The 13,956-nt window shown below is 46.4% G+C and carries 7 protein-coding genes; 4 read left to right on the top strand and 3 right to left on the bottom strand.

Features of this window, described 5'->3' with window-relative positions:
* Positions 1-11: 11 nt before the first annotated feature.
* The 3 genes from BMX82_RS05615 (at position 12) to queC (ending at position 4,217) form a co-directional block, all read left to right on the top strand.
* Complete coding sequence (locus BMX82_RS05615) at positions 12-2,303, top strand: GH92 family glycosyl hydrolase (protein ID WP_410524403.1); 2,292 nt, start codon at positions 12-14, stop codon at positions 2,301-2,303.
* A 231-nt stretch (positions 2,304-2,534) separates the two neighbouring features.
* Positions 2,535-3,557, top strand: coding sequence for an NAD(P)/FAD-dependent oxidoreductase (locus tag BMX82_RS05610; protein WP_091766798.1), 1,023 nt, complete (start codon positions 2,535-2,537; stop codon positions 3,555-3,557).
* Between the two features lie 6 nt (positions 3,558-3,563).
* The gene (queC, locus tag BMX82_RS05605) at positions 3,564-4,217 is read left to right on the top strand and encodes a 7-cyano-7-deazaguanine synthase QueC (protein WP_091766795.1); all 654 of its coding nucleotides are present in this window, start codon (positions 3,564-3,566) and stop codon (positions 4,215-4,217) included.
* A gap of 156 nt (positions 4,218-4,373) precedes the next feature.
* On the opposite strand, the gene BMX82_RS05600 is transcribed toward queC, so the two are convergent.
* Positions 4,374-6,917, bottom strand: a complete 2,544-nt coding sequence (locus tag BMX82_RS05600; protein WP_091766791.1) for a DEAD/DEAH box helicase — start codon at positions 6,915-6,917, stop codon at positions 4,374-4,376.
* 1 nt (position 6,918) lies between these two features.
* Complete coding sequence (locus BMX82_RS05595; protein ID WP_091766788.1) at positions 6,919-9,018, bottom strand: site-specific DNA-methyltransferase; 2,100 nt, start codon at positions 9,016-9,018, stop codon at positions 6,919-6,921.
* A gap of 875 nt (positions 9,019-9,893) precedes the next feature.
* Here BMX82_RS05595 and BMX82_RS05590 point away from each other — a divergent pair.
* Complete coding sequence (locus tag BMX82_RS05590) at positions 9,894-12,260, top strand: outer membrane beta-barrel family protein (protein WP_091766785.1); 2,367 nt, start codon at positions 9,894-9,896, stop codon at positions 12,258-12,260.
* A 70-nt stretch (positions 12,261-12,330) separates the two neighbouring features.
* Here BMX82_RS05590 and BMX82_RS05585 read toward each other — a convergent pair whose 3' ends face one another.
* Positions 12,331-13,953, bottom strand: a complete 1,623-nt coding sequence (locus tag BMX82_RS05585) for a RagB/SusD family nutrient uptake outer membrane protein (protein WP_091766782.1) — start codon at positions 13,951-13,953, stop codon at positions 12,331-12,333.
* Positions 13,954-13,956: the final 3 nt, after the last annotated feature.

Here is a 13,956-nt window from a genome sequence, read left to right as displayed (position 1 = left end):
TTAGTATGAAAATGAATGTCATAAAGAGTATTCTGGCTATAGCACTGTTTCTGGGAGACAGCGCTATGGCTGCTACTCACCCCGCCGACCTTGTCAATACGCTGGTAGGCACTCAGTCTACTCACGCCATCTCCACAGGCAACACCTATCCAGCCATTGCCCTGCCCTGGGGCATGAACTTCTGGATGCCGCAGACGGGCAAGATGGGCGATGGATGGGCTTACACCTATGACGCAGGCAAGATTCGCGGTCTTAAACAGACCCACCAGCCTTCGCCATGGATTAACGACTACGGTCAGTTTGCCCTCCTGCCAACTATCGGCACAGTGTTCGATGAAGATGAGCGTGCCTCATGGTTCTCACATAAGGCAGAAACGGCCCGCCCCTATTATTATAAGGTCTATCTGGCCGATTATGATATCACTGCCGAGTTGACCCCTACCGAGCGCGCTGCTGTGATGCGATTCACCTATCCAGAGTCATCTGAAGCCCGCATTGTCGTCGATGCTTTCGATAATGGTTCCATGATTCGCATTGTCGACGACCAACATATTGAGGGTTATACTACTAAGAACAGCGGTGGTGTACCCGAAGGATTCAAGAATTTCTTTGTCATAGAGAGCGATAAGCCTTTCACATTCATCTCTACCGTTGCTGATGGAAAGATTATGAAAGGTAAGCATGAATTCCAAGGCAATCATGCTGGTGCCGTGGTAGGCTTCGAGACAACACGTGACGAACAGGTTACCTTGCGTGTAGCCTCATCGTTCATCAGTACCGAACAGGCACGCCTGAATCTGAAAGAGGTTGCAAGACGTTCGTTCGATACCGTCTGCAAAGACGGTCGCGACCGATGGAACAGCGTCTTAGGCCGATTGGAGGTCGATGATCCAGATATCGACCATCTGCGCACCTTCTATTCCTGCCTTTATCGCTCAGTACTCTTCCCCCGCATGTTCCATGAGGTTAATCAGGCAGGCGAGACAGTACACTATAGCCCATACGACGGACAGGTTCACAGCGGCCGACTATTCACTGATACTGGTTTTTGGGACACATTCCGTTCGCTCTTCCCACTGCTCAACTTGGTTTATCCCGAGATGAGCCAGCAGATGCAGGAGGGCTTGGTCAACACCTATAAGGAAAGTGGCTTCCTGCCCGAATGGGCCAGTCCGGGTCATCGAGGCTGCATGGTAGGCAACAACTCAGCCTCTGTAGTGGCTGATGCTTACCTGAAGGGTATGCGCGGCTATGATGTTGAGACACTGTGGCAAGCCGTAAAACATGGTGCCAATGCAGTTCACCCCCAGGTTTCGAGCACAGGTCGTCTTGGCTTCGAATACTATAACCGTCTGGGTTACGTGCCCTATAATGTAGGAATCAACGAGAGTGTAGCCCGTACGCTGGAATATGCCTACGACGATTGGTGCATCTATCGTCTAGGGCAGGCACTCGGCAAATCAAAGAAGGAGTTGAAGCCATTTAAAGAGCGCGCCATGAACTATCAGAACGTGTTCGACCGCGAGAGCAATCTGATGCGTGGCCGCAATGAAAACGGCAGTTTCCAAAGTCCCTTCAATCCGTTGAAGTGGGGCGATGCCTTTACTGAGGGCAACGCTTGGCACTACACATGGTCGGTATTCCACGACCCCGCAGGACTCATCCGTCTGATGGGCGGTCGAGACCACTTCGTGACCATGCTCGACTCTGTGTTCAACCTTCCCCCAGTCTTCGACGACAGCTACTACGGCTCCGTCATCCACGAAATCCGCGAGATGCAGATCATGAACATGGGTAACTATGCCCACGGCAATCAGCCCATCCAGCACATGATCTATCTCTACGACTGGGCTGGCGAACCTTGGAAGGCTCAGTATTGGGTACGTCAGGCGATGGACCGCCTCTATCAGGCAAAGCCCGACGGCTATTGTGGCGATGAAGACAACGGACAAACCTCTGCATGGTATGTATTCTCAGCACTCGGTTTCTATCCCGTCTGCCCAGGATCAGGTCAGTATGCGCTTGGTGCGCCTTACTTCAAGCGTGTCACCATGCATCTGCCCGAAGGCAAGACCTTGGTCATCCGCGCCGATAGCAACAGCGCAGAAAACTGCTATGTAAGCGAGATGACCCTGAATGGTGCGCCCTATGATAAGAACTATCTGGAACACACCGATCTGCTGGCTGGCGGCAGCATCGACTACCGTATGTCGTCCAAACCCAACCACCAGCGTGGCACTCAGGCTTCCTGCCTCCCTTATTCATATTCAAACGAGACAGCTAAACCTGCATCAAAACACTAATGAAGATAAGAAATACATGTTTAAAAGGTTGATACGTTAGTAGTTTCTATCGTGAGAGGGCGGGGTCAGGCGTGATTTCCGTCCTCTTTAATTCTGTATTAGTATGGCGAAAGCACCTGGGTCTTGACAAAAAAGAAGAAAAATCTTTTGTATTGTGCTTAGTAAATCGTACCTTTGCAGCGAAATGGCAATCCTTATACAGGGTCTGTACCAGATAAAAGCAAGAGAGCAATGGTTAAAGAACAACAAACGACGGAAGTAGTAGTGGTTGGCGCAGGACCTGCGGGCACCACGTGTGCCTATCAGTTGAGAAAGGCGGGCATAGAGTGTCTGTTGCTGGATCAGGCAGAATTCCCGCGCGACAAGATTTGCGGCGGTGGACTGACAACGAAGGCATACACATTACTCGCCAAGCTGATGCCAGACTTCAAATACGACTATCAGAGCATTAAGAAAGTCAAGGTAAAGATGGGGAATACCGTCTTTGAATTTGAGCCAGCCGACGAACTGAGGATTGTTAGCCGAAAGGTGTTCGACTATGGCCTACTGCAACAATACCTGCAGGCTGGCGGACAGTTTAAGCAAGGAAGTTTTGCGAGATACGACTTACAGCCTGACGGACGAATACTCGTCACGCTGAAGTCAGGACAGCAGATACTATGTAACTACCTGGTAGGCGCCGATGGAGCTAATAGCCGCGTAAGAAACCAGATGAAAGGCACAACTCCAAAGATTCTCTGTTTAGAGCAATATGTCGAAAAGTCGAAAGATGCGGTGGAGATAGAATTGTCAAGCGAGAAATTCAGCAAAGGCTACTATTACCTGTTTCCTGGCGTAGATTACGATGTAGTAGGCTTTGGCGACCAGAATACAACCATTGAGGGCTTCCGCCAGATACTGGCCGAGCGCGGCATCAAAGAGACAAAGCTCAGAGGTGCCTATATTCCTGTGAAAGAAGTGGTATCAGACCTTGATAATATCATCCTGATAGGCGATGCTGGCGGATTTCCGAACAAAGTGAGTTATGAGGGACTATACTATGCCATAGCCACAGGCATGAATGCAGCAAAGGCCATCAGCGAGGGAACACCCTTCAGCAAGGTTAATCACAAGATATTCAAGAAAAAGCGCCGCGAGCAGACGTTAGCAAATCTCTTTTACAGCCGCTTAGGCTTGGCAGTCATCAAGTTTCTAGCCAGATATCCTAAAGTGATCAAGCTGGGTTTCGATAAAGCCATCTCACCTGATAAATAGAAGAAAATGAAAAAAGACAGTATACTGATTCTCAGCGGAGGCATGGACTCCACCACCCTGTTATACGACTACCAGGAGCGCATCGCCCTGGCCATCTCGTTCGACTATGGTTCTAACCACAACGCCAAGGAGATTCCCTTTGCCCGCTGGCATTGCGAGCAGCTGGGCATCAGACACATCGTCATTCCCCTCGAGTTCATGAGTCAGTACTTCCGCAGTTCGCTTCTCGAAGGCGACGCTGCCATCCCCGAAGGCCATTACGCCAGCGAGAACATGAAGTCGACTGTTGTGCCTTTCCGCAATGGTATCATGCTCGCCATCGCAGCAGGAATGGCCGAGTCGAACGAGCTGCAGTATATCATGATGGCCAACCACGGAGGCGACCACACCATTTATCCTGACTGCCGCCCAGAGTTTGTCGAGGCCTTCGATGCTGCTGTCCATGCCGGCACCTTCAATGGTGTGCGTCTGCTCTCACCCTATTGTAATATGACCAAGGGCGAGATTGCCGCCCGTGGCAAGGAGCTGGGCATCGACTACAGCAAGACCTGGTCGTGCTATCGTGGAGGCGACAAGCACTGTGGCAAGTGTGGCACCTGCGTAGAGCGCAAGGAAGCCCTCGCCGATGCCGGCATCCCCGACCCTACGGATTACGAATAGATAAAGAGTTGGCTTTCGACCATTTGCTAGTTATAAACTACAAAAATTAAGGCTACACACAACTCGAAACATTTGACAGACAATCGTTCTAATATAAACCTCCGCCTTTGCTATCTGTCCTTGCAAAGGTGGAGGTTTATTATTCCATGGATTTTATCATTGACTCGACGTTTTCATTTTCCTAAACAAATCATTCAGATAGTCGTCATCGTATTTGTTCGCATCAGATAGCAAATGACTGATTGCTGGATTTGCAAAGTCAAGCCTAAACATTTTGTCTCCGTACATTCTTGTCATTTCAAATCGTTCAACGTCACCATCAGCTCCTTCTGCATATTTGGCCATAGCTTTAGCCTTTGGAACATTGTCCTCATCCTCTTTATGAGGTTCAACAATATCCAGAAGATAGCTACCTCGTCCATCTTTTCTGACAATGATAAAATCAGGGTAGAATGGATGCACTTTTTCATTCATTGTATATGGAATACATAAAGCCCATGGCTTTCGGTCCTGATTACGTAACCAACAGACAAAGTCTGGATCTTTTTCTGCTTCGATGATAACCTCCCTCTCCCAATTATTCAATGGGAAAAATGCCCTTCCTTCATAATCAACAAAAAGATGTTTATGATCTTCCCATTGCTCTTCCCCCTTAGGCAGATAAATGGTATTAGGCAGCATCCAAGAATGGTCACTTACTTCTTCACCTTCTCGAGTGTATTTGTCGTATTTACTCTTAACATTCTCACTAAACTTCGATAAGTATTTCCGATAGTCGCGCTTATACTGATAGAACGTGTCTTTGGCATATTTATCTAGTTCAGCCATACATTCCTCTGACTGAACAAATAGAATCACCTCCACTTTTGGCTTCATGGGGTCTTCTTCATCATAGTTGTCTCGAATATAGCGTTGTCCTACGTTCTTCAGTTTTGAGTCAGCTCTTGCAAATTCGCGCTCAATGTCATAGTCTGTCAATTCTAATACAAGGTTTGAAGCATCTTTCAGCCTATTCTCTGTAAGATACTCCATTTTGCTTTCTGTCAGGATAAACTGTTTTATGTCGAGTACTTTATTATTATATGTACCTTCCGATTTCAGACCTTCAATATACTCGGATATCATCTTGCTTATATGCTTTGACACTCTGACAGCAGCATCAGAATCACATCCTTGTGTATTAGCTGCAAGATATGCCAGATTGAACAACGAGGTCAGATAATTGTTTACCTTGAACTTATTCAGAACACATGTCTTCAACTGTAAATCATTCAGCCATTCAAAGACATCCTTTTTATCTTCTGCTACATGGAGTTCTTGTTCATCGGAGCTACCTACTGTATTCTTCTTAATATTTGAAGGTATTCCTTCACCATCCTTACTACTTAGGGCATCAATGACTTTTTGAACATTCTCACTGTTATAGTTAGGCAAAAATAGATGTACGTTGTTCAACGATTCATCACCTTCTATTCTGCGATGCAATGGTGTGCGTACCATACGTCCCATCAACTGAGCGATATAAGTGTAGTCGTTAGCAGTTCTGAACGACATCATGGTCTCTGCTCTTGGACAATCCCAACCTGTAGAAAGACTCTCCTTGAAGAACACAATCCTTACCTTTTGGCTTTCGTCGATTCTTGAAGGCTCTACATAGGGAACTTTCAGACCATTAATATTAATATCAGTTTTAGGTTCACCAAACGAATGAGCCACTTCACCTTCATACAGACTTCTGCCAAGCTCTTCTTCAACTGTCTTTAAGCATTCATCGAGATTCGTTTCCGAAATCTTATCTCCTTGGCCGTTCTCGACTTGTATCACCATGACAGGATATACTATTGGCTCATGCTCCCTCTTGCAATAGTCTTCCCAATGCTTACACTTCTCCATCCATTCATGCGTGGCATATTTCAATATTGCCATACCGCGCTGCATCTGATTATCGTCAGGATAACTGATTTCTATTTCATCTTTCAGTAGTCCTGAGTCTTTTACCTTTTCTGCATCAATAGTCCATGATCGGGTAGTAGAACCAGAGTCTTTAATTAGTTCAGTAAATCGATCTACAGTGGCACTCATGCCTATCACGATAGGCATTCTGTTTAGTTCATCGTCAGGACTTCCAAAGATAAACTTCTGCATGATACTATTCGCCTGTTTTGTTTCACTGGCTTTTGATGTACCACGATGTGCTTCATCAATAATGAAATAAAGCCGATGACCTTTATTCTCGATAGTATTTTGAAGCGTCTGCCAGATCGTGTAATCTCGTCCGTCACCTTTCTTGGTCAGATTACTCGACTTGCTCAACTTCTGTATATTCAAGAAGTATATCTTTCCATCATCTAATTCTGCTTTGTCGAAAGAGTCTTCACGAATTATCTCCAGACTATTGATTGGCAACTGGAATCTTGTCTCGCGTTCCACCTTGTGCATGGACTGTTCATTCAGTTCTGGGTCATCCGACAGCCAGATAAAGATGGAGTCTCGTTCGCTCTTGTTGTTTTCATCACCACAGAGTATTTTCTCTATCAGTCCCGACATGACGATGGTCTTGCCTGCACCTGTAGGAGCTGCCAGTGTAATGATGGTATTTTCGCCATCATCCTCATAGTCGCGCTTTGCTTTCTTGCAGAACGAACGCAGTTTATCTAATGCCTCTATCTGAAAAGGGAAAAGTTCTGATGCTATAGCCATATTATTTCTCGTAGTTAATCGTGAAGTTCTCTAAATAGTCTTTATAAAGCTGGTAGGTCTTGGCCCACTTAAATGGTGCTGCCATCTCGCGGAAACCTATCTCTGAGTCCACAACTAAGAAGATGGTCTTAATGTCCTTCCTATCTTTCATCTGATCTAAGAATACGGCGTAGTTGCTTTCTTCTGTCATAATAGCCATCTTATTCTCATCCAAAATCATGAACGATGGAATACCTTTTCCTTCCAATGATGGGCACTCGCCGAAAGCACCGGCTTTCATCCAGAGTAATGGCAGTAATTCACGGAATTGGCGATAAGCTGCTACAGAATTCTTATCAAGAAAACCTAACTTGAAGAATTTCGCATTTGCCTTGAATCCATCCTGCATAGGAATGTCGCTTCCTAAATAATTTCCCTTCAAAGGCTGTCCATTGATATCGTGACCTTCAATGCTACAAATAGTTCGAGGCCAGTTTACATAGCGGGCAATGCCATATTTCTCCCATTCCTCATCACCAGGTTGATAGCCTTGTTTTCTTAACAACTTTGCTTCTGCCTCGGATACTTCGTTATTCGTCACCATGATACAACGTCGATTCCCTTCATCCTCAGCATTCAACAGATTCACAGCCTGCAATGTCGTGCCGCTGCCTGCGAAGAAATCCACAATCAGCGCATTTGGTTTGTTAGTTACAAAGAAACGAATGGTATCGTGAACAGCATAAAGGGATTTGGGGAAATCAAAACGTTTTTGTCCCAGCACTTTATTAAGGAGTTGAGAACCATGATATGTTGCATTATGTGAAGGAATGTCCCATTGTGAACCTGGTATAAACTCCCTTTCATTTTCCATTTCTCCTTCTATTACTGATCCATCTTTTCTATAGCCAACGATTCTAAAAAAGCCATTTTCTATTTTCTGTTGCTCTCCACTTTTTAGATAAGTAATAGCCATTCCTTTATTAGTGAAACTTCCCAGTCTAACATATCCTTTTTTATAAAGTTCTCTTAATGTCTTTGGTTCAACTTGCCAGTTTCCCTCCTCACCATTTGAACGAATAGGCCATACAGCTTTAACACCTTCCATTGAGAATACCTCATTTCGATTGTGTTCAAGTGGTAGAGGTTCACCTATTTCAACAATTTTCAAACCATCATCAGATATATAAAGTGGGTAGAATAGTTTTGGTCTATCAATACGACGAGCATTTGTACCTGCCCTCATTAATTGGTTCCATACAAGTTTATTCTTCTTCTTGGATTTCATATTTCCACGCCATTCGTCTTCCAAAGGGAGACGGCATGGAGAAGATGATCCTGATTTGATGAAGAATATGTATTCATTAGAACGAGAGAATTCGTCACCACGACTTACACCTGCAGAATTAATAACGCTACTTACCATTTGAATTCTACATTCCGAAAAGAGTTCTTCGATCAAACACCCTAATCTCAGATACTCCTTTTCATCAATTGTGACTATTAGCACAGAATCCTTCGGATTAAGCAATTTCTTTGCAAGTACCAAGCGCTTTTTCATCATGCTCAGCCATTTACTGTGGCGATAGGTGTCAGAACCATCAACATAGTCATTGTTGTATTTCCAATCCCTTGCTCCAGTATTATATGGTGGATCAATATAGATGCAATCCACCATGCCACCATAAAGATACACCAATAGTTGCAAGGCATGATAGTTATCGGCCTCTATTAATGTATGCCACAAGTCGCTGTCTGGCGCATTTTTCACAGCGTCCATTGGTTTTAGGTATGGATAGATAGGTTCACCAAAGAGGGCAACGGCTACAGCTTCATTCTTGTTTAACTCTACCTGCTCATGACTGTCATCTTCTCGTTCGCAAAGCAACGTTTCTCCCTCTATCCGTTTTACACGAAAGAACTCTTTGAAGTAACCATCTTTACGAGCCACTAACGACTTCACCTTGATGGGGACATCAAAGAGTGGGGTAGCTTCGGGCAGATGTTCTTCAAACACCAGTCCGAACTTCTTCTGTTGTTGTAAACGTACTACCTCGTCATTGATTCGACGACGCAGCTCTGGATCACTGATTCTATCAATCAGGTCATTAATTACCGCCATAATCTTAACTGTTTAATGATGTGGGACATCATCAAAGTCAAGCAAGCCGAATAAAATTCAGATAACAACAATTTCCGCCAAGCACCTAGAAGAAACGAGAAGTGGACACCTTGAACCACATCTCGTTCGGAGGTACTTGGCGGAAACCTGAAAAAACAGATGTAGTAGTGCCCACATACGTGAGCATCCACTGTTACTCTGTTTTTTCGTTCTTTCCACCGCCAAGTTTCCCGAACGTTATTGAATAAACAGCAAACGCTTATTTCTTTTTTTACCCACAAAAGTCACACTGGCACCTCCTCTGAGGCTTGCTGCCAATGTTCGAGGGCAAAGGTACGAAAGTTTTTTGGAAAAAGGAAGAAAGTTCTGGAAATAATGTTTCTTTCGATGAGAATTCACGCTGAATTCAATTGGTTTCACATTGTGAAACATAGCGTAGACAGGCTCTTTAGCCTGTTTGCGCAACGAGAACGAGGATAGTTCTCAAGGGGAGTTTGGATAGTACAAACTATGAGTTTGCTTACGAGAAACTACCACTTTCCTTACGAGAAAGTCTGTTGGTATCTTGTAAGCGAATGATTTTGCAAAAACACCTAACCACCTAACCCGCGATTTTGCTAAGAGCCTCACACAAAACGACTTACACGGAAGCAGAGTCCTCCAACACCTAACCCCATACCTAACCCTACACCTAACCCAGAAAAGAGTGAGGTGTTGGGTTAGGTGTTGCACAAACACCTAACCCTCTGAAACCCTAGTAAATACTAAGGATTCGGAAGAAAGGGTTAGGTGGTTAGGTGTTTTTTATCGAGCATCGTTGCAACTAATTCATATCCTTTTGCCGTCAGTAAAGAACATTTAAGCAAAAAAAAGATATGAAAAGAATGATTAAGATGACTGCAGTCATGGCTGCAGTGATGATGAGCCTGACGGTTCAGGCAAAAACTCAAGACGTTGGCGGGCGCGTGATTGACGCAAAGGGTGACCCATTGCCATTTGTCAGTGTGGCACTACTTACGGCGGATTCTACCTATATACAAGGCGCCACGAGCGACGTAAACGGGTGCTTTCAGATTAAGACAACAGAAACGTGCTGTATCCTGCGATTCTCATATATTGGCTACAAGACACAATATGTTGATGTGAACGGTTCAGAAATTGGTGCCGTTCAGATGGAGCCAGACCAGACCATGCTCAGCGAGATTACCGTGAAAGGGCAGATGCCGAAAACCAAGCTGACGGGAAACTCTATGTTGACGACCATTCAGGGAACCGTGCTCGGCCTGTCGGGAACAGCCATGGAGATGCTGACCAAAGTGCCTGGCATGATGATGAAGGGCGACGATCTTGAGGTGCTGGGCAAGGGCACACCAGTCTTTTATATTAATGGTAGAAAGATGCGAGATAAGGACGAACTGAAACGACTGCGCTCGGAGGAGATACAGAGCGTAGAGGTGATTACCAATCCTGGTGCAGAGTACGATGCCACTATTTCGGCAGTGGTACGTATCAAGACTGTTCGCCGCGAGGGAACTGGTTTCGGCTTTGACTTGATGGCTGCCAACAATCAGGATCTGGCGTTTGGTTTCAGCGATCCCAGTAGCACGTTGAACCTGCGTTATCGCCACAACAACCTGGACCTGTTTGGCATGGTGAACTATTGGACGTGGGATAGTCCTAACGACCTGCATATTACGCAATCCACATTCTTAAAGGCCGATGAAGGCATCAGGAATATTCTTCAGGACAGTCACGCGCGTAACGACTGGCACGGAGAGGGCCTGAACTATAACCTGGGCTTTAACTGGCAGATTAACGACAAACACTCGTTGGGTGCCAGAGTGGAACGCCACGACCAGTTTAATACGTATAACGACATGTGGGTAGATACCGAAAACAATCTCACAGGTCGCGACCTTTCGCACCAGGACGGTCATACCTATTATCCGTACAATTGGCAGAGCAATGCCTATTATAACGGCCAGGTGGGCAAACTGAACATCGACCTGAACGTGGATTTTCTGACAGATAAAGAGAATGACGACGACCAGATAGATGTGTATTTGCCAGAAACCCAGACTATGCAGCAGAACTCGCATACATGGTCGCGACTCTGGGCTACCAAACTGGTGCTGAGTTATCCTGTTTGGAAAGGACAGTTGCAGGCTGGAACGGAGATGAGTTTTGTGAAACGCCAGAGCAGTTCGTCGATTACCAACTATCCTCTTCCCTCTACCGATACGGATGTAAAGGAGAATAACGTGGCTGCCTTTGTGGCTTACAATGCTAACTTGGAGAAATATGGTACCATAAGCGCCGGATTGCGTTACGAGCATGTAGGTTTCGACTACATCGACAACTTGGATGCCGAGAACAATATGACGCGCTATCAGGACGAGTTCTTCCCCAGTGTCACATGGTCAAAGCAGTTTGGTCCTATCCAGACCTCGCTGGGCTACACCATGAAAACCGTGCGTCCGAGGTACAGCTCACTGAACGACCATATTTACTATCTGAACTCGTATACCCTGTCGCAGGGCGACTCGAAACTAAAGAATGCTATCATGCAGGAGGTGAGCATCAATGCCCGTTGGAAGTGGATTAACCTGTTTGCCGCCTACGAACGTCGTGACAACACCATCACACAGGTGCCAATGGTCTATAACAACGAGGGTGTCATGCTGATGAAGCAGGCTAACTTGTCCGATCCCGTTCGCAATCTGGCCATCTTCCTTTCGGCCAATCCAACATGGGGTGTATATAGCCCAAGCTGGACCATCGGCGGACAGAAATTCTGGAACACAATGACCTACGACGATCCTCGTAGTGACACAGGCAAGACTGATGTGACCTTCACCAAGCCTATCTTCTTCTTCGACCTGAATAACACCTTCCGCTTTAAGCACAGCTGGCAGTTGGAGGCCAATGCTAACATCCAGACCAAAGGTGATGTACTGAACTTCCGTATACTCTCACCCTCATACAACCTCGGTTTTGTGGTACAGAAATGCTGGTTGAAGAACGATGCCCTGTGCCTGCGTGCCAGCATCAGCGATGTGTTCCAGCGTAGCGTACAGGATATGGCTCACGATTGTGGTTTCTTCTACACTGTGCAGAAAACACGAAGCCGTAGCCACCGCCTAGACATCTCTATCCGTTACACCTTCAACGCCCAGAAGAGTAAGTATAAAGGAACAGGTGCAGGTAAAGCTGAACAAGAGCGCATGTCTAATAACAATTAACCCGAGAACAATCAGGGCAGCCACGATGGTGACTGCCCTGACGGATATTGATATTATAGGAATCCTCGGATTAATAGCCGGGGTTCTGCTCCCAACCAGGGTTCAGGTCGAGCATCTCCTGCTCTACTGGGAAGATACGATGACGCTTGTCGAAATTGGCAAAGTCGTACTTCTTATAATGGGGGAAGAACTCATCCTCGAAGTGGCCGAAACGAATCATATCGTTACGACGCCAGTTCTCATCGAAGAACTCACGGCCGCGCTCGTCGTAAATCTCCTGAAGCGTAGGCTCAGCAGCAATCAGAGGAGCACCGGCATAGGTACGAATCTGGTTGAACAGCTCCATAGCGCCACTCTGTCCGAGACGTGCGAGAGCCTCAGCCTTCATCAGCAGGATGTCGGCATAGCGGAAGATGGGCACATCGTTAGACTGGTTACGGCCATTGTTGTAGTCGGCAGGAGTCATGAACCACTTGATAGAGTGGCAACCCTGCTGGATGGCATTATCATCGTTACCGACATCGATGGTGTTGTCTTCCTTTATGAGCTTGATGTCTTCGGTGAAGTGAACCTGCTTGCCGTTATACATGAATGGCTCAGTAGTTGGCTTCAGGGTCTTGGGGTCGCGATTGTAGATGTCGCCACGCAGGATGCTGAGGTTACGGATGTCGCCCTCCAGACAGAACAGTTTAGCGAACTCAGGCGTTACAACAATGTTACCACCAGTAGACTGTGTGAACTTATCTGTTGAACCATACACATTCGGCATCAGGTTCTTCAGCTGCTTGAACGAGCGGGGGCGTCCATACTGCATGCCCTGAAGGGTGAGGGCATCGTAAGGAACGGCATAGATGAAGTCTTCGATCTGTGAGCCATTGTCATAAGAGAACTTATGCAGATAGTCGACAGAGCCGAGGTTGAACTTACCGCTGCTGATGATATCATTGCAGGCAGCAATACAGTCGTCGAGCTTGGGGTTGGCAGCAGTGGCTGCATCGTACTGGTCGACAGACGCTGCGGTGTAAACAGCCCAGTTGATGTAGAGCTTAGCCAACAGAGCTTTTGCCATCCACTTGGTCGGCTTACCATAAGTGTTAGCAGTAACATCCTCTGTAAGCGAAGGAATAATCTCTGTGAGCTCTTTCTCAATCCACTCAGCGACTTCCTTACGTGGAGAACGGGCAACAACCTCACCCTCGGCAGGAACCTTCTCAAGGATAGGTGTATCGCCAAAACTGTCCATCAGCACCCATGTGAAATAGGCACGCATGGCACGGGCAGGAGCTGTCATCTGTACAGAGGCGCCGCTGCCAAGTTCCTCAAGAATGGTGTTAGCCTTTGTGATACCAGACGTTACCTCTGAATACCAGTCGAGCGAAGCATCGGTAGCAACGCTGCTATGAAGAGCCTGGTGGGCATAAGTACCATCGTCGTAATAACCACCATCGAAGGCAAGACAGGTGAACTCGTCGGAAGAAAGGCCCTGCGCCTCCATGTAACGACGGCCCAGAGTGCCTGACATGTGGAAATAGACGTCGGCCATCTTTGCCTCTACGACAATCATCGGGTCGACTCCAGAATTCTTACTGGGGTCTTCTGTATACTGTGAACTTGGAGCAAAATCCAAATCCGTACAGCTGGTAAGCGCTACGGCAAACATGCCAGCTGCGAGAAATACTTTATTTAGTTTCATAAT

The organism is Prevotella sp. khp7 (assembly GCF_900109055.1).
In the GTDB taxonomy this organism is placed as follows: domain Bacteria; phylum Bacteroidota; class Bacteroidia; order Bacteroidales; family Bacteroidaceae; genus Prevotella.
This window is presented reverse-complemented; position numbering and strand designations above follow the sequence as displayed.